Source organism: Pseudomonas sp. DSP3-2-3, from assembly GCF_049898225.1.
Lineage (GTDB): Bacteria > Pseudomonadota > Gammaproteobacteria > Pseudomonadales > Pseudomonadaceae > Aquipseudomonas.
On the sequence record NZ_JAFCXH010000016.1, the window covers coordinates 1 to 18,740 of the forward strand.

The 18,740-nt window shown below is 52.9% G+C and carries 18 protein-coding genes, 1 tRNA gene and 5 pseudogenes; 11 read left to right on the plus strand and 13 right to left on the minus strand.

What is annotated here, in order from left to right:
• The coding region (locus ACP7E4_RS18480; protein ID WP_426116770.1) for a transposase at positions 1-586 on the plus strand (586 nt) is incomplete at its 5' end.
• A 421-nt stretch (positions 587-1,007) separates the two neighbouring features.
• Here the strand turns inward: ACP7E4_RS18480 and ACP7E4_RS18485 are convergent.
• Positions 1,008-1,928 (minus strand): LysR substrate-binding domain-containing protein, encoded by a 921-nt coding sequence (locus ACP7E4_RS18485; protein WP_426116772.1) that lies wholly within the window; start codon positions 1,926-1,928, stop codon positions 1,008-1,010.
• A 111-nt stretch (positions 1,929-2,039) separates the two neighbouring features.
• Between ACP7E4_RS18485 and ACP7E4_RS18490 the strand changes: the two genes are divergently transcribed.
• The 3 genes from ACP7E4_RS18490 (at position 2,040) to ACP7E4_RS18500 (ending at position 3,808) form a co-directional block, all read left to right on the plus strand.
• Positions 2,040-2,480, plus strand: coding sequence for a carboxymuconolactone decarboxylase family protein (locus ACP7E4_RS18490; protein WP_426116774.1), 441 nt, complete (start codon positions 2,040-2,042; stop codon positions 2,478-2,480).
• Positions 2,481-2,485: 5 nt separating this feature from the next.
• Complete coding sequence (locus ACP7E4_RS18495; RefSeq protein ID WP_426116776.1) at positions 2,486-2,905, plus strand: cupin domain-containing protein; 420 nt, start codon at positions 2,486-2,488, stop codon at positions 2,903-2,905.
• A gap of 255 nt (positions 2,906-3,160) precedes the next feature.
• On the plus strand, positions 3,161-3,808 hold the full coding sequence (locus ACP7E4_RS18500; protein ID WP_426116778.1) for an HD domain-containing protein: 648 nt from the start codon (positions 3,161-3,163) through the stop codon (positions 3,806-3,808).
• Positions 3,809-3,874: 66 nt separating this feature from the next.
• Here the strand turns inward: ACP7E4_RS18500 and ACP7E4_RS18505 are convergent, their stop codons facing one another.
• Positions 3,875-4,324, minus strand: a complete 450-nt coding sequence (locus ACP7E4_RS18505) for a chorismate--pyruvate lyase family protein (protein ID WP_426116780.1) — start codon at positions 4,322-4,324, stop codon at positions 3,875-3,877.
• Positions 4,325-4,565: 241 nt separating this feature from the next.
• Entirely contained in the window at positions 4,566-5,153 is a 588-nt protein-coding gene (locus ACP7E4_RS18510) for a TetR/AcrR family transcriptional regulator (RefSeq protein WP_426116782.1), read from the minus strand.
• A 100-nt stretch (positions 5,154-5,253) separates the two neighbouring features.
• Here ACP7E4_RS18510 and ACP7E4_RS18515 point away from each other — a divergent pair, with 100 nt between their 5' ends.
• From ACP7E4_RS18515 to ACP7E4_RS18525, 3 genes and pseudogenes are all read left to right on the plus strand, one after another.
• The gene (locus tag ACP7E4_RS18515; protein WP_426116784.1) at positions 5,254-6,012 is read left to right on the plus strand and encodes an SDR family oxidoreductase; all 759 of its coding nucleotides are present in this window, start codon (positions 5,254-5,256) and stop codon (positions 6,010-6,012) included.
• Positions 6,013-6,249: 237 nt separating this feature from the next.
• A complete protein-coding gene (locus ACP7E4_RS18520; RefSeq protein ID WP_426117011.1) occupies positions 6,250-6,990 on the plus strand; it encodes an NADPH-dependent F420 reductase in 741 nt (246 codons plus the stop codon).
• Positions 6,991-7,192: 202 nt separating this feature from the next.
• Positions 7,193-7,375, plus strand: a pseudogene (locus tag ACP7E4_RS18525) (integrase); the annotation flags it as partial.
• A 410-nt stretch (positions 7,376-7,785) separates the two neighbouring features.
• On the opposite strand, the gene ACP7E4_RS18530 reads toward ACP7E4_RS18525, so the two are convergent.
• Positions 7,786-8,559 carry a YkgJ family cysteine cluster protein gene (locus ACP7E4_RS18530; protein WP_426116786.1) on the minus strand — a complete coding sequence of 258 codons (774 nt, stop codon included), beginning with the start codon at positions 8,557-8,559 and terminating at the stop codon, positions 7,786-7,788.
• 464 nt (positions 8,560-9,023) lie between these two features.
• Positions 9,024-10,142 carry an NADH:flavin oxidoreductase gene (locus ACP7E4_RS18535; protein WP_426116788.1) on the minus strand — a complete coding sequence of 373 codons (1,119 nt, stop codon included), beginning with the start codon at positions 10,140-10,142 and terminating at the stop codon, positions 9,024-9,026.
• A 102-nt stretch (positions 10,143-10,244) separates the two neighbouring features.
• Here ACP7E4_RS18535 and ACP7E4_RS18540 point away from each other — a divergent pair, with 102 nt between their 5' ends.
• Positions 10,245-10,628, plus strand: a complete 384-nt coding sequence (locus ACP7E4_RS18540; RefSeq protein WP_426116790.1) for a winged helix-turn-helix transcriptional regulator — start codon at positions 10,245-10,247, stop codon at positions 10,626-10,628.
• 366 nt (positions 10,629-10,994) lie between these two features.
• The gene (locus ACP7E4_RS18545; RefSeq protein ID WP_426116792.1) at positions 10,995-11,105 is read left to right on the plus strand and encodes a hypothetical protein; all 111 of its coding nucleotides are present in this window, start codon (positions 10,995-10,997) and stop codon (positions 11,103-11,105) included.
• A gap of 296 nt (positions 11,106-11,401) precedes the next feature.
• Here the strand turns inward: ACP7E4_RS18545 and ACP7E4_RS18550 are convergent.
• The 5 genes and pseudogenes from ACP7E4_RS18550 to ACP7E4_RS18570 form a co-directional block, all read right to left on the minus strand.
• Positions 11,402-11,701: pseudogene (locus ACP7E4_RS18550) on the minus strand (transposase domain-containing protein); the annotation flags it as partial.
• A 111-nt stretch (positions 11,702-11,812) separates the two neighbouring features.
• Positions 11,813-12,220 (minus strand): YybH family protein, encoded by a 408-nt coding sequence (locus ACP7E4_RS18555; RefSeq protein WP_426116794.1) that lies wholly within the window; start codon positions 12,218-12,220, stop codon positions 11,813-11,815.
• Positions 12,221-12,432: 212 nt separating this feature from the next.
• A pseudogene (locus tag ACP7E4_RS18560) lies at positions 12,433-12,684 on the minus strand (transposase domain-containing protein); the annotation flags it as partial.
• A 154-nt stretch (positions 12,685-12,838) separates the two neighbouring features.
• Positions 12,839-15,043 carry a TonB-dependent siderophore receptor gene (locus ACP7E4_RS18565; RefSeq protein WP_426116796.1) on the minus strand — a complete coding sequence of 735 codons (2,205 nt, stop codon included), beginning with the start codon at positions 15,041-15,043 and terminating at the stop codon, positions 12,839-12,841.
• Positions 15,044-15,496: 453 nt separating this feature from the next.
• Entirely contained in the window at positions 15,497-16,354 is an 858-nt protein-coding gene (locus ACP7E4_RS18570; RefSeq protein ID WP_426117013.1) for an AraC family transcriptional regulator, read from the minus strand.
• Positions 16,355-16,507: 153 nt separating this feature from the next.
• Between ACP7E4_RS18570 and ACP7E4_RS18575 the strand changes: the two genes are divergently transcribed.
• Positions 16,508-16,906 carry a hypothetical protein gene (locus tag ACP7E4_RS18575; protein ID WP_426116798.1) on the plus strand — a complete coding sequence of 133 codons (399 nt, stop codon included), beginning with the start codon at positions 16,508-16,510 and terminating at the stop codon, positions 16,904-16,906.
• 72 nt (positions 16,907-16,978) lie between these two features.
• Positions 16,979-17,586 (plus strand): annotated as a pseudogene (locus tag ACP7E4_RS18580) (transposase); the annotation flags it as partial.
• Here ACP7E4_RS18580 and ACP7E4_RS18585 read toward each other — a convergent pair.
• From ACP7E4_RS18585 to pgsA, 3 genes and pseudogenes are all read right to left on the minus strand, one after another.
• Positions 17,554-17,778: pseudogene (locus ACP7E4_RS18585) on the minus strand (Arm DNA-binding domain-containing protein); the annotation flags it as partial. The pseudogenes ACP7E4_RS18580 and ACP7E4_RS18585 sit on opposite strands and share 33 nt — an antisense overlap.
• A gap of 236 nt (positions 17,779-18,014) precedes the next feature.
• A tRNA-Gly gene (locus ACP7E4_RS18590) sits at positions 18,015-18,090 on the minus strand.
• Positions 18,091-18,151: 61 nt separating this feature from the next.
• Entirely contained in the window at positions 18,152-18,712 is a 561-nt protein-coding gene (gene pgsA, locus ACP7E4_RS18595; protein ID WP_020290071.1) for a CDP-diacylglycerol--glycerol-3-phosphate 3-phosphatidyltransferase, read from the minus strand.
• Positions 18,713-18,740: the final 28 nt, after the last annotated feature.

An 18,740-nucleotide genomic window follows, 5' to 3' on the forward strand; every position in this document is an offset into this window, starting at 1 on the left:
GCCGGATCGGCTCATCGGCGATACCGCTTACGGAACCGCACCGATGCTGGCCTGGATGGTGAACGAAAAAGACATCGAGCCACATGTGCCGGTTTGGGACAAAACCGAGCGCAAGAACGGCAGCCTCGCGATCAGTGATTTTCAATGGGATGAAGAAGCGCAGGAATATCGTTGCCCCGCCGGACACGCTCTGCGTAGCGAGTGGCGGGCCTTCAAGAACCAGCGCTCACATGTCACGAAAGCCGACACCATCATCTTTCGATCCCGGCAAACAGACTGCTCTAAATGCTCAATGAAAGAGCGCTGCTGCCCAAACACCTCGTTCCGAAAAATCGCCCGTAGCGTCCATGAGGCGGCACGCAATGTTGCTCGGCGAATTGCCGCAACACCGCAATACGTGTGCTCTCGCCATGAGCGCAAGAAGGTCGAAATGTTGTTCGCTCACCTCAAACGAATCCTGAGACTGGATCGGTTACGACTACGAGGAATGACCGGTGCGAACGACGAATTCACCTTGGCGGCTGCGGTACAGAATCTAAGACGACTGGCGAAACTGACCTCACAAGGCCCACCGGCCACGGGATAGGTACGCCCGGAATCAGCAAAAACCCTCAAATCAACCCGCCGACCAAGCTGCAACGATCAACGCAGAACCAAAAAACCACGCAACGTGGTGAATAGGTTCTGAAGTGAGGACCAACGTCGACCTCTGCCAGCCTGAAATTCCGACTTTTTCAACAGAATCGTCCCCTAGCGGTCGTTCGGCGAGCTTGGTTTCAGGATGATGGTGTAGCGGCTACGGCGAAGTCGCCCGGTCACTCTCGCCAGTCTCTGCGCCAAATGATCGATGAATGTGGCACGTTGTGAACTAAAAAACACGTCGGATCGCTGGATGCTGCGTCGCTGTATCCAGCGCACACCCCAAGACCTGTCAGAGACAAGTTACCGCGCAAGTTCATCTGCTCGATGCTTGCGCCAAATTAGAGCTGCATCGAACTACTGGGTGGTCATGCGTTTATCTTCCAATGAGGATCGTCTGCCATCAGCGCTGCTGCCCAGTCTGCAAAGACCCTCACCCTGGCTGATAAATGCCGCGAGTAGGGATAGACAAGACTGATGGGCATGCCGCCTAAGATCCAGTCAGGTAGAACCGGTACCAGCTGTCCCGACTGAAGGTGCGGGTTTGCTTGCGCCAGAGGCACGGAAATAATTCCAAGTCCTGACAGCCCTGCCGTCATGTAAGCGTCCCCATGGTTAAAACGCATTGCCGGAAGTTGATCAATCGCGAACGTTCTATCCCCGTTCCGCAGCACAGGGGTCAGCTGTTTTCCAGAACCTGGAAATGTGAAACCAAGGTACCGGTGATGCATTAAATCCTCAGGCCTCAATATTGGGGGAGTATTCCTGAGGTACGTGGATGATGCGCATAAGCAGAAGCGCATCTGTCCCACCCGCCGGCAGACCAGTCCGTCATCCGTGATCGGCCCGCCTCGAAATGCACAATCAATGCCCTCCTGTATGAGATCGACCACCCGTTCACTACAGCCGATGTCCAGTTGAATATTCGGATGCAACTTCGAAAAGTCAGGTAGGGATGGAATAATGAGGCATGTCCCGACTGGAGAAGGCATCTCCACTCGCACCCTCCCGCGCGCCTCAGTACGACTCTGCGAAATGGACACTTCCAGTTCGTCGATATCATCGAGCACGGCGCGGGCACGCTGATAGTAAGCGGCACCATCTGTGGTAGGAGTTACCCTTCGAGTGGTCCTGTGCAACAGCTTTACCGACAACAGCGACTCAAGGCCCTGTATCTGGCCGGATATGGTCGTTTTCGCCACGTTCAACGCGTGCGCCGCGCGCGTAAAGCTTCCAGTTTCGACGATTCGGCAAAACGCACGCATCGCCTCCAATCGATCAAAAGCCATGATTATCCGAGTTCTCGTACAATGAAGTCGATTTCCCCCAGTTTATCTCGTTAGTTTCAGCCAATACAGTTGCTTCAGGACCGAAACCTTCGGTTGACTGGAGATAAAGAAATGACTTCAAAACGCCTTAACTATTACGCAGCTGCTCCACAGGTGATGAAGGCCATGATGGGGCTGGAAAAAGCCATTTCGGAATCGGTGCTTCCACTCGCTTTGCGGGAGTTGGTACGGATCCGGGCATCACAAATCAACGGCTGCGCCTACTGCGTTGATATGCATACCACCGATGCCGCTAACCAAGGTGAAACATTACGTCGCCTGACAGCTTTGAGTACCTGGAAGGAAACACCTTTTTTCAATCAGCAGGAACGTGCCGCCCTGTTATGGACCGAGACGCTGACGCTGGTCGCGACGACTCATGCACCAGATGACATCTACGAAGAAGTCGCCGCCGCCTTCAACGACCAGCAGCTGACCGAATTGACCTTTGTGATTGCCACGATCAACGCCTGGAATCGCTTTGGCGTTGGCTTCGCAATGCAGCCGGAGTAAACATCATGAACTTGCTCATCAAGGTAATCGGTGCAACTTTAGTAGGCATGCTCAGTACAGCTGCCCTGGCTCATGGAGGTGGCGCGGGAGATGAAATCGTTACTCCGATCGCTCAAGCTGTGTTGCCTCCACAGGCTTTTGAGAAGGCCACTGCCGTTCGTGTCGATTTCGCGTCCGGCGCTACTTCCACACCCCATCGACATCCAGGGCATGTTTTTGTTGTTGTACTGAGTGGTGAAATTGAGTCTGCGCTCGACGGCCAGCCGCCGCAGCTCTACAAAGCTGGACAAGCGTGGTATGAGGAGCCAGGTCAATTGCATCGGGTAACGCGCAATCCAAGCACCTCCCAGCCCGCCTCCCTCGTCGCCTGGTTGCTCTCCAATGATAAGGAGACACTCGTGCAACCCTCCGAATCAAAGCCATAAACCTTGGCGCCAGTGGCGGGGATTACGTCCTACACCCTCGACGTAACTCCGCCCGTGGCACTTTTTCGTAGCTGCTTGCCGCTGGCTTCTGAAGAGTTGGTGGTCTGCGGCATGGCGATGGGGTTTGGTGATCCGGCCCGGCGGTGTCCGCAAATGCCAAAGGCTTCAATCGAAGAGTTTGCTTCGCTTCACGGCTTCTAAACTTTTGTTAAGACCAACCAACACCTGTTTTGGCGTATTGGAGAGATAGCATTCATGCCACTGACCGAACGTTTCGATGTAAGAATTCCCGACAGCCAACTGGCCCGGGAAGTGACTCAACTCATTCGCGACACCGAAAGTGATTTACTGTTTTCACACTCCACACGCGTCTACTTTTGGGGGGCAATGACAGGTAAACGCAAGGACCTGATTTTTGACCCTGAACTGCTCTATACCGCGGCGATGTTCCATGATGTCGGTCTGACGTCGAAGTACAACGACAGCCAGCTCCGCTTTGAGGTAGACGGCGCCAATGCAGCGCGTGACTTTCTGCGCAGTCATGGAATTTGCGCCACGGACGTGGAAAAAGTCTGGAACGCAATCGCGCTTCATACCACTCCGGGCATTCCGGAACACATGCATTCCGAGATCGCCCTTCTACAGGCGGGTGCAGGAATGGACGTTGCGGGACGTGGATTTGAGGAGTTTACCGACGACCAACGAAATGAGGTGATTTTGGCCTATCCGCGGGAAGCCCGATTCGCTCACAAGATGATCGACGAATTTTACCTTGGAATGAAACATCGTCCCCAAACTACCTTCGGCACTTTCAACGATGACTTCCTCGCCTATAAGGACCCGGAATTCAAGCGCACGGATCTGTGCAGCATCATCCTCTGTTCACATTGGGAACATGGATAAGCAGACTGCTTCGCCCCGCTGTTTCAAAAAGATGTATTGAGGCGCGTAATAATCCATACGCGCTTCTTACTTCATAAACTCTGTCTTTCGCAGTTCATCCCAAAGTTCTGGCAGAACATTTCCTGGACAAGAATGCGATTTTTTTTGCCGACTGAATATTGATCGCCTGGCCCAAAGCGGTTCATCGTCTGGTTGACCGGTTTGACCGTTTTCCATGTACCGGCACACCTCAATCTCGCTTCTCTGATAAGGGGCGTTGCCAAATAATACAGTTCCAAAGGGAACCTCCCCTAATCCGAATAAAGGCGAATCACCCGCTTCACGATCAAGAGAAGTAATGATAGACCGTGCAAAAACCCAAGGACGCCCCAGCCCAGCCAGATACACCTCGCGTATCCAGCAGATGGCACCTGTTTCCAGCTCCAGGAGCTTGCACTCTTCTGGCAGGAGCGGCCCGGCCTCGTTCCGCAACAGAATGATTTGAAGTTCGTTACCGGACAAAAGCGTAATGGTCATTAAGCCAGCGTTCTATGTTTGCGCCAGCAGTCTTGTCTTTGATTTCAGACAGAAACTCAACACACCGCCTGATCAGTTCATCACGCTGTTTCATTACAATTACTCTCTCATGGGACGGTTTGGGCAATCTCCCATACATTCGTCATAACCAAAAGAGAACTTCCGGCACGATGCAAAATGCATAGCGTTCAGTCGATGCTGTACATAATTCAGGTCGCTGGCAATAGGGCCGTCCTAAAGGCTACACGTTTTTCTTCAGGCTTTCGGGGCTGCCAGCGCACAGACCATCCATCACCAGGTTCATCAATCTGGCGAGACGCAAGCGCCATTCGCTCTGGGCATCCATTTGCCATATGCCAGCAATGGCTAGAAAGAAATCGTCGTTAGTAATCCCGCTACGAATAGTTCCGGCCTTTTCATTCGCTCTCAAAAGCAACTCGGCAGCTGCCTGGACTGGAGCGTATCCCGACTTCCCTGGGAACTCGTAAACAGACGCAGCTTGTTGAATCGCAGCAGCGAGTCCTGCCTTTGTCATTGCGTATTCAGCGAGGCTGTCCATCCATTCCCGGAGGGCCTCCTTGGGCGGTTTTGTCGCGAGGAGCTGTTCCGCCAACGATGCCACCTGTTGCATCTCGAATTGATAGACCTCGAATACCAGCTTCTCTCGGGTGGCGAAGTGGCGATAGAACGTGCCCTGCCCCACCCCAGCCTTCTTCGCAATCGTGCTCAACGCAACTGCAGGATCGCTGGTCAGTTCTAGCACAGCGACCTCCAGTATGCGTTCCCGGTTTTTCTTGGCGTCAGAACGCATCACCAATTCGTCAGTCATGAGCAAAGTTGTCCTTCAATGCATTGCTAATCGGACAATTGTCCGGTAATTTTCTTCAAACGGACATCTGTCCGCTTAAGCGTCGCTTCTGGAGTTTACTATGAACAGCACTGGCAACACGATTCTGGTTACTGGCGGCACCTCAGGCATCGGCCTCGGTCTGGCGCTCAGGCTTCACAAGGCAGGCAACACCGTCATCATCGCGGGACGTCGCAAGGCTCTGCTCGACAAGATCGTGTCGGAGTATCCAGGTATCGAATCAGTCGTGCTGGACGTCTCCGATCCACAATCCATCCAATACAGCAGCAAAGCGCTTGCGATCAGCCATCCGAATCTGAACGTTCTCATAAACAACGCCGGGATCATGCACTGGGAGGATCTGACTGATCCACAAAGCCTGAGCACAGCCGAAGATATCGTGACAACGAACTTACTGGGAACGATTCGTATGGTTTACGCGTTCACTCCCCATCTGATCAAGCAGCCCAGTGCAACGATTGTGAATGTCAGTTCGGCCTTGGCATTTGTCCCGCTGCCTGCAACACCGACCTACAGCGCAACCAAAGCTGCAGTTCACTCGTTCACTCAAAGTCTTCGAGTGCAGCTAGAGAACTCGCCGATTGAGGTTATAGAGGTTGTGCCGCCGGGTGTGCGTACCACTTTACTTGGGCAGGAAAACGACGAACACGCCATGCCCTTGGAGGAGTTTCTGGATGAAATCTTCGAACTGCTCGAGATCTCTCCGACCCCACGCGAACTTGTCGTCGAGCGCGCCAAGCCCTTACGATTTGCTGAAGCGAGCGGGTCACATGATGATGCGTTGAAAATGCTTGCGGGATACAAACCAACGGCAGAATGATATCAACCGTGCGAGTAGCCTCTGCTACCATCGCTGTAACCCGATGGCATCCGCTTACCTGGGCACTCAGTGGGTTCTTGCTCAGCGTGCTCAAGTTTTAAACAGAGAAGTTCGACGTCGCCATGATGGATCTCGAGATGGGTGCTATGGAAAATCAATTTGAAGCTCTCATTCGCAGCGCTCAAGGATTGATCGGCCCCCTTAATAGCTTGATTATTGTTTGTAGGTGAGGATGCGATTGAAATGAAAATCGGAATTATCGGCGCAGGCAACATTGGGGCAACTCTTGCCCGTAAGCTCGCTGCGTGCGGCCATGAAGTCAAACTGGCAAACTCGAAGAGTCCTCATACCCTTGAGAACCTTGCCAACAAAATCGGTGTACACGCGGTGACCAAAGAAGACGCAGTGTCCGACGTGGATGCCGTAATCCTCTCGATCCCCTTTGCAAAGTACCAGGATCTGCGGCAAACATTGAGCAGTGTTCCCGAGAAGGTCGTCATCATCGACACCTCCAATTACTATCCAGGACGAGACGGGGCGATCAAAGAAGTGGACGACGGCAAGCCCGAAAGCGTATGGGTAAGCGAGCAGATTGGCCGCCCGGTTGTTAAGGCATGGAATGCCGTCCTCGCAGCAACTCTTGCCGACCACGGCCAACCGGTCGGGTCTTCCTCACGCATAGCCTTACCTGTCGCTGGCGGTGACATCAATGCTGAGGCAATCGCGCAAGATCTGGTAGAGGATACCGGCTTCACCGCGCTTGCCGCTGGTAGCCTTGAAGACTCATGGCGTCAGCAACCCGGTACACCTGCCTATTGCACCGAACTTAAGTTGCCAGAGTTGAAGTCGGCCTTGTGCGCGGCAGATAAGTTGAGGGCGCCTCAAAACCGGGATGCCCTGATGGCCAAGTTCATGACTCCCGGTGGCAATTTCACACACAAGGAAATTGTTGCCATGAATCGGGAACTGACCGCCTGACTATCGAGAGCCCCGCTAACCTCCATTTAGTAGCAGTCGGGAAGTACACTGAAAGCCACCCAGTTCCTTCTTGGTTTTCTGTCAGAAATCGCCGTTCGCGATCGCTTCTACACTCGGTGCGAATGGGGGCAAAAGTGGCGGCATAAATCGCTTTTTTCGAGCTTAAACTACCGCCCTAGAGCCCAGTCAAAATATTTTTTGGACAATAGCGCACGAGCATCTGGGTATTGACCCTATCGTGCTAGAGCTTTCACTGTCGCACCGGATGCCAGGTGCACCGGGCGCAGTGTACGCACGCGCCCCGCTGCTTAGTCAGCGGCAGGAGACGGCGCAATTGTGGGCGGACCATCTGGACCAACTGCGGAAAATCGCGGCGTTCAATTGATGTTCCTTAATTCTATTGATCAGTTCATGCCCATCTATGCGTCAATTCGCCACCAAGGGTGTCCAGATAAATTGCCCACATCTTGGACACCACATCCACCTCCTGATCGAAGTCACCAATCGTTAAGGCTGCTGCTGAACGACATTAATGAGCGCGGTGGAATGGGAAGCCCCCAAACAACACCCCTCCGACTAACAATGCCATGCTGGCTAGCACGGCCCACTTCAGAGCAAATTTCTGGTGGTCACCAAGATCAAACGTTGCAAGCGCAACCAACAGATAGAGCGAACCCTGAGCTCCGAGTACTGAAAGTACAATTTCACGGGTTAGCGCGTGCATCAGCCTGTACGCGACCTCAATAAACATCCTGTTCTCAAGAATAAAACCAGACACATAACTGAGCTCGTGGATTATACCGAGTGAAAGATATATTCAGTCTGTGCGCGAAGATCCAGTTCAAGGTCTGCTACATGCAGACGAGCGTGAAGGTCAGCATCGTCGACACGTACTTTCCAAGACACAGTTTCGGGTACATCCCCCCCCGACCTAACCAGACTGATTGCCTGGCGTAGTTGCATACGGTCGGCTAAGTAGACGGCCAGCGCATTGCCCTTCCAAGCGGCAACACTCATCCCCATCGCTGCGCACACTGAGACTTTAGCCTTGGCATCGTCACGGTCAGCCTGCCGGGAGCGTCGAATCTGATCCTCCAGGACAGGGTCAACTGCTCGGTCAGAACATAACACCTCTCCCGACTCCCACACTTCCGGTGGACAGACCTTTTCTTCGGGACGCACGGTTAGAAAAGGATTGATTTCCATCGGATAGATTCGGCAGACCAGCGGTCGATCTTCATAGATCCCGCAGCGGTTGTCCGCCCCTAAACTCGGACACTGTGTCAGTGCGTTGCCGGCGAAGATGGCTATTACCTGAATGTGTGCCTTTCCACTGACGACGTTTACCCCGCGCTGCACGCTATGAGCGTAATGCTCTGGCAAGGGAAAAACTGACCTGTCGAAAGCTTCGAGTATGACAGCGACGTTACCCCCCCGATTTAACCATTCCTCGGCCTCTTGAAGAGTCAGAGGGATAAGACGTCCCTTACAGCAAGTACCACATCCGTTGCAGGTAAACCTCATGACGTTGTTTATTGGCAGCGTCACTGATTCTCTTGTTTGCGTCATGATCAGTCCTGGCCTACTCCCCTTCAAGCTTCAAGTAGGCGATGGTTAAAAAACCAATGATATACATTAGATACCTGGTTTCAATTAGGCACCAAATCCATACTTGGTATACCTGAACATACCTTTACTCAGAAGGGCACTAACCATTTACAGATCGGTACGTTATTCAGTGGCTTGAGGAACCCATGACCAGCGCCGGAACAATTACTTTTTTTCATGGCGTACTGGTAGGCGTCACTGCCGCCGTTCTCTAAGATCTAGCTCGTGCATAAATGCTCGGGCCACACTGGAACCTTGTCATGATTAACGCGGGTGTCGAGTGGCCTCAACATGTTCGGTCATTCAAACAGTCAAGGCGCACTCAACAACAGATTATGATCTAGACCTCGTAACATCCAAGGCTAGATCTCTGACGCCTTCAGACTGCAGCCTGTGTGCATCCAATCTCCATCTCGCATTACGGCTCAAACCAATTCGGCTAACGATGCCGGATTAAAGCCCTTCAGATCTGCGTAATCGCCTTTTTCCACTTTGGCGGCCCAATCCTTGTCACTCAGCAGAACGCGCCCTACAGCGATGAGATCAAACTCTTCGCGTTCCATGCGCTCGACGAGCTTGTCCAGACTTGCAGGGGTTGATCCCTGCCCAGCGAATGCGTGAGTAACATCATTATCCAGCCCAACCGAACCGACGCTGATGGTTGTGGCTCCAGTGACCTTCTTTGCCCAGCCAGCGCAATTGAGACCGTTCTCACCGTCAATTTCGGGAAACTCAGGGTCCCAGAAGCGTCGCTGCGAGCAATGCAGAACATCAACACCCGCCTCAACCAACGGCAGCAGCCAGTCTTCCATCAATGCTGGGGTCTCTGCGAGGCGCACTCCAAAGTCCTGCTGCTTCCACTGGCTAACGCGCATGATGATAGGGAATTCCGGGCCGACCGCATGACGAACCGCAGATACGATCTCAGCGGCAAAGCGCGAGCGCTCTTTAATTGTTGGTCCACCGTAACGATCGGTGCGCTGATTGGTACCCGCCCAGAAGAACTGATCGATCAAATAACCATGAGCGCCATGAATCTCTACTGTATCGAAGCCCAGCCGTTTGGCATCTGCCGCCGCCTTAGCGAACGCACCAACTGCGTCCGCAATATCCTCTTCGCTCATCACCACACCGCGCGGGTCATTTGGCGAATCGAGGCCAGATGGGCTTTCGACGGAAGCATCAGGCTCCCAGCCGCTGACGTCACGCACTGCACCGGTGTGCCAGATTTGCGGCCCCATGCGACCACCAGCGTTGTGAACAGAATCGATCACGTTCTTCCATCCGGCCAGCGCTGCCTCACCGTGAAAAAAAGGAATGCCGGGGCTGTTACGTGAAGCAGGACGATCAACCACGGTCCCTTCGGACAGGATCAACCCAACTCGACCCTCTGCCCGCCGACGGTAGTATGCAGCGCTCCCTTCACCAGGAATGCCCTCAGGCGAAAATTGCCTGGTCATCGGAGCCATGACAATCCGGTTTTTCAGTTCAAGCGAGCGGATGGAAAGAGGACGAAATAAAATGCTGGTATCGAGGTTGGACATTGGATGGACTCCATTTGCTTTCGGAAGCCATATAAGTATATTTTGTAGACCTAATGTCAATTAGGCACCTAGAGTCGCCTAGGTATACATGAGGAAACTTCGATGCTGGAATTAAAGCCGCAATGTTTTTCGTCGGACTGCCCAAGCCGGGCGCTGTTCGACCAAATCGCAGATAAGTGGTCGATGATGGTTCTGGCTGTGCTTGATGACGGGCCGCATCGCTTTAACGCAATTAAGCGCCGCCTGGAGGGCGTAACTCAGAAGGCACTTACACAGTCCCTGCGGCGACTGGAACGAAATGGTCTCGTCTCGCGCCAGGTCATTTCGTTCTCGCCCGTGGCAGTGCAGTATGAGATCACTCCACTTGGTCGAACACTGCAGCAGCCATTTCGCGAATTGCATAAATGGACGCTCGACAAATTGCCTGATGTTGAAGCCGCCCGATTGAGGTTTGATGAGGTCGCAGACGTAAAGCTGACTATGTGATTCTTTTTAACGACTCCCCGCTACTGCCACCCTGCAACGCATTACTTGATAGATCTCCTGGCGGTATACCTAAACCTACCAACGCTATATCAAGTGCCTAATTGACTCTAGGTTTATCGCGGGTCAACATTGATTGTTTCGCTCGATGCGCCATTTCGACCTTTGAGCGACGCTTCTCCAATTCTCAACGATTGGCCAAGCGCCTTCAATATCGACGCCGGGTGCATTGATCCAGCGGCCTGGCCTTTTTTGAAAGCTCAATATGACAAGACTAAAATGCGTAAAAATCTTTAGTTTTACATCGATGGTTCGTGGGTGAGGCCCGTAGGCAATACCGTAATTGATGTAATTAATCCGGCTGACGAAATGGTTGCCGGCCAGGTCGCGCTCGGCGGCACCATTGACGTCGATAAAGCGGTCGCAGCGGCGAGAGCCGCCTTCCAGTCCTTCTCGCGGATATCGGTTGCGCACACATGACCTCGCAATAGCAGTCTCCGACGAAATGGGCGCACCCGCTGTGGCTTGCCGAGCAATTGCAAGTCACGGCCGGCCTCGCCCACATTCAAATCGCTCGCATCGCGTTGACCGAATACAGTTTTGAACACGAAATGGGTAGCCAGATTCGGCCGGCCATGACGCATTAAGATAATTTCTTTGCCCACTGGAATCTCGTCCTTGATTTGCTACTGAGCGGTTTAGTGGAGTGCACTCAGTGAGTAGCGAACGGAATGCTCGTGCCTGGGCAATCCTGCTCAACGGAGTGCAATAATAACTTATGCATCCGCGCGATACATTTCGCGTGGTCGAACGGGCGTCCATCGATGCGGCAGCAGTTCGGCAATTTCAGGCGTCCGTTGCCTTGGCGGGCGCGTGAGAACTTCTTTGAAATACGCATACGGATCGTGACTATTCAGCCGCGCAGACTGGATCAAGCTCATGATTGCCGCAGCCCGTTTTCCTCTGGGTAGCGATCCTGCAAAGAGCCAGTTCTTGAGTCCAAGAGCCCAAGGCCGCATCTGGTTCTCGCACCCGTTATTATCAATGGGGACAGCGCAGTCATTGCGATAGCGCGACGCAAGCGTCTGGTAGGTAGACACACCTTGCTGATAGCTAAACTGCCACCTTTCGTTTGTGGATGATGGAGCCTACTTACAGGGGTAGGCACCACCGGATTTGAAGGCCTACTATTCGACGACGCTATCCAGCAGCGTAGTCCCATAGGAATTGTCCACTACGCATAGCCATTTTTCCGAGATTTGTCGAAACACGTAGGTGGCCCTGCGCGAAATCTCAGTTTTCACACCGGCCTTATCCGTGGCCTGTAGCAGAGTTTCCATGATAACGAGAGCTACATCACCTCCTTGTATAACCTGCATTTCCCCCTGTGTGACGACGATGCTGTTATTGAAATGCTCCGCAATGGCGACAAAAGCTCGGCGGATGCTGTCTTTGCCTGCGACTGTCAATCCTGGTTTGACCACGAGACTTGCGTCATCCGCGTAAAACTTCATCAGTTCGTCGAAGTCTTCGGCTGTGATGGCTCGATCAGCGGCTTCGATTGTCTCTTTGAGAGTTCGGGTAAGTGCGTCCATTCTTGTGCTCCTGGGTGAGCCTCAGAAGCAGGAATGAAAAACCCCGCTTCTGAGGCGGGGTTTGGCATATCGCGCGCAGTCCCACCGCCTAGGTGAAGGTGGTAATAATTGAATTTGCGCAACGGAAACGGTAACTGTTCATGGCATGAATCTGCCGGATAAAGCCAAGAAAATCAACTGATACGACTCTGTATTGACACACCTGTTGGCCACTACGCCGGTCGCCAGTGATCGGGTAACAATCGACTAATCTCACTCGTTCGCAGCGTCGGCAGACGAGTCAACACGTCCTTTAGATACGCATACGGATCATGACCATTCAGCCGCGCAGACTGGATCAAACTCCTAATCGCCGACGCCCGTTTTCCGCTGCGTAGCGATCCTGCGAAGAGCCAGTTTTTACGTCCAGAAGCCAAAGGCCGGATCTGATTCGCTGCCCAATTATTATCAATGGGTATGGCCCCCGTCATCGGCTCACCACTGTTGACACTAGATATAGCTTGAAAAGACCTCAGCTCGCACGGAAGAAATTAAGAAGCCTCATCGTTGAAACACTTGCCCGTTTCCTAGGCCTATTCGAGGGTGCAATAGTTAGGTCGTGGCGGTTACCCGCGCGAGCTAAAGCTTATAGTTCAATGTCATCAGTGTATTACGCGGAGCCCCATAACTTACAGTATCGAAGTCACCTTTTTGCGTTGCATATTTTTTATCAAACACGTTATTAACATTGATTGATACGTCCATACTCCTTGTCAGCTCATATCGCGCCAGCAGTGACGTCAACGCATAGGGGTCTTGTTCTGCCACTCTTGTGCTAGTACTGCTGCTCAAGAATCGGCTTTGCCATCTGACGCCTCCGCCCAGCGTCAGCTTTTCCAGCATTCCAGGTAATTTGTACGTAGTGAACATCTGAGCGGTAGTGCGTGGCACCTGTGCATTTAGCCTGGCGTCGTTGCCATCTTTGGCTGTGAATGCGGCGACGCCAGCATAGATGTTCCAATTGGGAGCAACTTCACCCTGCATGTCAAACTCGATTCCACGGGATTTGGTGCCATCGACACCTTTGTAAGCCTGCGCACCGGCTGGCGTAAGAAGACTGCCGTCCATCTGTGCAGCATTGTCCAGTTCGGTGTCAAACAATGCGACAGACGCATTCAGTCGACCATCCAGGTATTCAGCCTTGAGGCCAATCTCTTTCGTCTTGCCTTCAGTAGGCGTGAGGACGTTACCGTTACTGTCTCGGAACGATGTTTGCGGGTTGAATATACCGGTGTAGCTGATATATACAGAGTACGTACTATTAATGTCATATATCAGACCTGCATAAGGCGTAAACTCATTACTCTTCTTATAATTGAACGACGTTCCGCCCGCGGCCTCGTCGATCTCGTATCGACTGAACCGACCGCCGACAATTAACTTTAAGGGATCGGCCAACGAAAATCTCACTGTGCTATAGAAGCCGCGCTGTTTGACCTCGGTATCGGTCGGTATGGGGGTCATTGCATCAAAATTGGGCTTGGGGAAATGACTATTCCAATCGTAGATATTGCCGGGCGTGAACCCTTGAAAAGAGGGGCTAATGTCGTCTTTGTTCGAGGTGTATCGAGAGCTCATACCGCCCACTACCAGGTCATGTTGGCGGCCCATTAAATCAAAAGGACCGCTCGCCATCACATCAAAGGTGTTTTGACGGCTTTTCCCTTTGCCGGCCAACGCGACCGGATAGGCGCCATTAGGGAAAATGCCTAATCCAGTATCTTGGTCGGGCGTACCAAAACCTCCTAACAATTGGGAGTCATACTCAGTACGGTACTGGTTCACCACACCGTGAACTTTCCAACCGTTATCAAAGCGTTGTTCGAGTTCGGCAAAAGCAGTCTGCCGGGTACTGTCCCAGCGGTTCCAGTCCGCGGCCATAGATTTGGAACGCGACCATTCTGCCTCTGAGCCGTTGCTGAACCATAGAGGAACACCGCCCCATGTCGGTCGCTTAGGGGAGCTATTCTGATAGTCGTACCCTATATCGAAGGTGGTGTCTTCGGTGAGATCTGCCTCAATGATCCCGTAGAATGCTTGCTTTTGTGCTTGATAGCCTTCGATGTAGGAGTGACCATCGTTATTGACCCCTACCATACGAGCTCGGACGCGACCGTCTGTTGTCAACGGTACGGAAATATCCCCCATCTCTCGGAAACTGTCCCAAGACCCCGCACTGATAGAGGTGGCGGCCGAGAATTCTGACGTTGGTCTCTTGCGTACCAGGTTGACCGCAGCCGACGGATTGCCCGTGCCGGTGAGAAGTCCGTTAGCCCCGCGCACAATTTCGACACGGTCGTAAAATGCAGTTTCCAGATCGCTGATACCGCTGCCGTTTATGACGTCGCCGATGACGGCCGGTATGCCGTCATACTGGATATTGTCGATCAGAAAGCCTCGGGAATAAAAACTCGTGCGTTGGCTATCTGATTGGTAAGACGAGATGCCGGTCGTGTTTTCCAGCACCCCCTGAACTGAATCCAGCTTTTGATCGTCCATACGCTGACGCGTTACCACGGAAACTGATTGCGGCGTCTCCTGCAGCGTCAGGGGCAGACGAGTTGCTGCCGTAGTCTGGCCGGTGGTGTAAAGCCCCGTCCCTTCCGTATTGGCGGCATCGGGTGTGCCTGTCCCGTTTATCGTCACCGATGGGAGGATCATCACGCCCTGATACTGAGCGCTCTCATCGGCTTCAACAGTATCCTGCGCCATCACACAACTCGAACTACCTAAAAAAACAAACAGCGCTGCAGCAACTGGGGTTGTCACCAGACGCTGAGGCATGCAATGGCGCCTCTCACCGCAGTAAGTCAACGAAGTCCACATCAGCCATTCCTTATTAAGAAAAAACAGACAGCGGCCGACCGTCGAGAGACGGATTTGACGAAGGGCCGACAACTCAACCGGAACGAAACCGGAGAAAAGAATCACGAATCAATTTCAAGTGAAACTGATTAGCATTCGTTGTCGCGCAATTTAGCAACAAGCAGCCATTGCCAGATATCGAGATATGGCCAGATTATTTTCCAGTTCAGCCAATGTTAGCGATTGGTCGTTTTCCAGCCGGAATGAGAAAACTGGCAAACATTGAAGAAACTGGCAGCGTCACACCGGCCATCCCGAACAGCTCGATGCCTTTGAAAGCTATAGAGGTCTCGGGTCGTCCGCTAAGGATCTCTGGCCGGTCGCTGTCTAACCCAGATAATTTGCTTTTTCTTAAACAGGCTTACTATCCCGTTACACGTCATCAGGAAACAGGATTGAAGGCAAATGCAATGATTCACCTGCAATAAGAGCGCTGGCTGAGCGCGCGGACAGATATTGCGCAGGCGGCTTGCCTACGGTTTTGCGGAACATCGTGATAAAGCCACTGGATCCCTCATAACCGAACTCCGATGCAACTGTTTGAACGCTCTCTCCTTTGCTCATGCGTTGCAGTGACAGAATCACATGCAACTGCCGACGCCAACGCCCAAAACTCATCCCTATTTCCTGCAGCAAAAGCCGACTCATGCTGCGCTCACTCATACCGATGCGAGTGGCCCAGTCGTGAACTGAAATCTTAACCGCGGGGTCGGCCAAGAGCATTTCAGCGAGCCTACGCAGACGCTTGTCGCGAGGCATCGGCAAATGCAAGTCCTGCACGGGGGCTGCCGACAGTTCGTCCAACAACGTTGCGATCAGGCGGTCTTCGCGCGCGACAGAGACAGCGTCTTCCGAGAAGCCCGTCGCCTTCAGCAGCAACTCACGCAACAGCGGCGATACGCCAATCGTGCAGCAGCCTCGCGGAAGATCCGGGGCGGCATCAGGTTCAACAAACAGGCAATAACATTCTGTTTCTCCCGAGCCACGTGTCGCATGTGACAAACCACCGGGTATCCATACGGCACATTGCGGTGGAACGATCCAGATTCCATCTTCTATTTCACAATTGAGGATGCCGCGCACGGAGTAAAGCAGTTGTGCCTTACGATGTTGATGGCTGGCTTGCTCCCAGTCTTTACTAATCATCGAAGCGCTGATTGCAACGACAGGCCGCGAAATGCTATCGACATCCCACCTGGGAACCGTGTCTTTATTAGCAATGTTCGCCATAGCTGGTTTGCGCCCCTCTTTACGCCAAAAAAGGATCTGGCTGAATCGAACAATATTATGGCCGGCCTGTGAAATCACGCCGGCGCGCATACAGGGTATCCTGAAATTGCAGGACATCACAGAGGTCCAGCAACTCGTCGAGGGACTATAGACATGCGTATAGATGCCACCCAATTTCCGTTCGTTTGGTTGCAAAAAACCACGCTGGACAATAGCCAGGAAGAGTCACTTGGCGCGTTCGAGGCGTTGCTTGCTCGCAATGAACCTTTCGTACTTCTTAGCGACGAAAGTCTAGATAAAGAAAAAACGGACCACTCACCGAGCGAAATGAAACAAATAGCTCTTTGGATGAAGCGCCATAAGACCGAGCTCAAGACTTATGTCAAAGCTTCGGTCCATATCGAACCAAGTCTCACCAAACGCTTAGCAGGAAAAGCGTTCGCAGTTGTTTACGAAAAATTTTGGGGCTACCCCATGCTAATGGCGGCTACCAAAGACGAGGCTTTGGCGCTGGCACAGACATTATTGGGGCGTGAGCCCTTAAAAAGTTGACTTCTAGTTGTAGTGGTCTAATGAAACCGGACACCCATTTAGGCGAGAATGCTCGCCAGATAGAGGTGTCTGATGACCAAACAACGTCGTTCCTTTTCCGCTGAAATCAAACGCGAGGCCGCTGGCCTCGTGCTCGATCAAGGCTATAGCCATATCGAAGCCTGTCGCTCACTCGGGGTGGTCGAGTCTGCGCTACGTCGCTGGGTCAACCAGCTTCAACAAGAGCGCAACGGTGTAACTCCACAGAGCAAAGCCTTGACGCCCGAGCAGCAGAAAATCCAAGAGCTGGAAGCCCGAATTGCTCGTCTTGAGCGGGAGAAATCCATTTTAAAAAAGGCTACCGCGCTCTTGATGTCTGAAGAGCACGAGCGCATGCGCTGATTGATCAGCTAAGTGCCCGTGAATCGGTTGAATTACTGTGCGAAGCCTTCGAAGTACCTCGCTCGTGCTACTACAACCATCGCCTCAGACGCCGGACTCCAGACGTTGAACGGATTCGGTTACGCAGTCGCGTCAACGAGTTGTTCTCGCAAAGTCGAAGCGCTGCCGGCAGCCGCAGTATCGTGTCGATGATGCAGGAAGATGGCGAGCAGATCGGCCGGTTCAAGGTAGGTGGTCTGATGCGAGAACTGGGATTGATCAGCAAGCAACCGGGCTCGCGCCTCATCACGGCGTCCACGCGCGTCTCTGAGACTTATCTGCGGGTAGCTGCCCAGGGACATGCGCTTCTGCTTGCCTGCCAAGAAGTACCTGAAATACCAGATCTTTCCCCCGCGGGCCGTCACATTGAGCGCAAGCCCATCCGTATCCCCGAGGGAGTAATCGTTGCCGGTAATTCTGGCTTGCCGAACGGTCGTATCCGAGAGTGCCATAGCGAGCTCCTGATCAGAGTCAGGGCCAGATACTCATCTCCATATCCAAGCTGCTCCAGCAACATACCGATTCAGTGCGCGTCCGAATTCAAGACTCTCATTCGGGACTCGATTCAGGACTTAAAAGCACTGGTTGGTGCTGGATTTCAGTGGTTCCCGCCGGAACGAAAAAAGGACCCGAAGGTCCTTTTTTCAATCACTTACAGAACCCAGTGGAATTCTGTAAGTGCTATGTTTGGAGCGGGAAACGAGACTCGAACTCGCGACCCCGACCTTGGCAAGGTCGTGCTCTACCAACTGAGCTATTCCCGCATCTTGGTGACGGGGCCATTCTATAGATTCAAATAGCCGCGTCAACCCTTTGATTCAAAACTTATTTTTTATCTGTCGTGGTTCTCAGATGCGGCCAGGCCGCTCTCATGTATTGCACCATGGACCATAGCGTCAGGCCGGCCGCCAGTAACAGCAATACGTAGCCCACGATCACCCAAAAAGTAAACGCTGGTGGATTGGCAAGGAGGATGACCAGCGCCAGCATCTGCGCCGCCGTCTTCCATTTGCCCAGGTTGGAGACCGCAACCTGCGCCCTCGCCCCCAATTCAGCCATCCATTCGCGCAGAGCCGAGATCACGATCTCGCGACCGATAATCACCGCGGCAGGCAACGTGAGCCAAAGATTGGCGTGGGCCTGAACCAGCAACACCAGCGCGACCGCGACCATCAATTTATCGGCAACAGGGTCGAGAAACGCACCAAACGGGGTGCTTTGCTCAAGACGCCGGGCCAGATATCCATCGAGCCAATCCGTTGCCGCCGCAAAAGCGAAGACCGAACTGGCCGCCATGTAGCTCCAGTGATAAGGCAGATAAAACAGCAAAATGAAGATCGGAATCAGGAGGACACGTAGAACGGTGATCAGATTAGGAATATTCATCGGCACAACTGGCTACGAGGTGAGCGGG

What these genes read in the sequence shown, in the direction of transcription:
- ACP7E4_RS18490 (WP_426116774.1), top strand. Translation starts at nt 2,040, where the DNA reads ATGACTTCAAAACGCCTTAACTATTACGCAGCTGCTCCACAGGTGATG.
- ACP7E4_RS18545 (WP_426116792.1), top strand. Translation starts at nt 10,995, where the DNA reads ATGGTTGCCGGCCAGGTCGCGCTCGGCGGCACCATTGACGTCGATAAA.
- ACP7E4_RS18530 (WP_426116786.1), bottom strand. Translation starts at nt 8,559, where the DNA reads ATGACGCAAACAAGAGAATCAGTGACGCTGCCAATAAACAACGTCATG.
- ACP7E4_RS18510 (WP_426116782.1), bottom strand. Translation starts at nt 5,153, where the DNA reads ATGACTGACGAATTGGTGATGCGTTCTGACGCCAAGAAAAACCGGGAA.
- ACP7E4_RS18505 (WP_426116780.1), bottom strand. Translation starts at nt 4,324, where the DNA reads ATGACCATTACGCTTTTGTCCGGTAACGAACTTCAAATCATTCTGTTG.
- ACP7E4_RS18570 (WP_426117013.1), bottom strand. Translation starts at nt 16,354, where the DNA reads ATGGCGAACATTGCTAATAAAGACACGGTTCCCAGGTGGGATGTCGAT.
- ACP7E4_RS18495 (WP_426116776.1), top strand. Translation starts at nt 2,486, where the DNA reads ATGAACTTGCTCATCAAGGTAATCGGTGCAACTTTAGTAGGCATGCTC.
- ACP7E4_RS18565 (WP_426116796.1), bottom strand. Translation starts at nt 15,043, where the DNA reads ATGCCTCAGCGTCTGGTGACAACCCCAGTTGCTGCAGCGCTGTTTGTT.
- ACP7E4_RS18515 (WP_426116784.1), top strand. Translation starts at nt 5,254, where the DNA reads ATGAACAGCACTGGCAACACGATTCTGGTTACTGGCGGCACCTCAGGC.
- ACP7E4_RS18555 (WP_426116794.1), bottom strand. Translation starts at nt 12,220, where the DNA reads ATGGACGCACTTACCCGAACTCTCAAAGAGACAATCGAAGCCGCTGAT.
- ACP7E4_RS18575 (WP_426116798.1), top strand. Translation starts at nt 16,508, where the DNA reads ATGCGTATAGATGCCACCCAATTTCCGTTCGTTTGGTTGCAAAAAACC.
- ACP7E4_RS18535 (WP_426116788.1), bottom strand. Translation starts at nt 10,142, where the DNA reads ATGTCCAACCTCGATACCAGCATTTTATTTCGTCCTCTTTCCATCCGC.
- ACP7E4_RS18485 (WP_426116772.1), bottom strand. Translation starts at nt 1,928, where the DNA reads ATGGCTTTTGATCGATTGGAGGCGATGCGTGCGTTTTGCCGAATCGTC.
- pgsA (WP_020290071.1), bottom strand. Translation starts at nt 18,712, where the DNA reads ATGAATATTCCTAATCTGATCACCGTTCTACGTGTCCTCCTGATTCCG.
- ACP7E4_RS18540 (WP_426116790.1), top strand. Translation starts at nt 10,245, where the DNA reads ATGCTGGAATTAAAGCCGCAATGTTTTTCGTCGGACTGCCCAAGCCGG.
- ACP7E4_RS18500 (WP_426116778.1), top strand. Translation starts at nt 3,161, where the DNA reads ATGCCACTGACCGAACGTTTCGATGTAAGAATTCCCGACAGCCAACTG.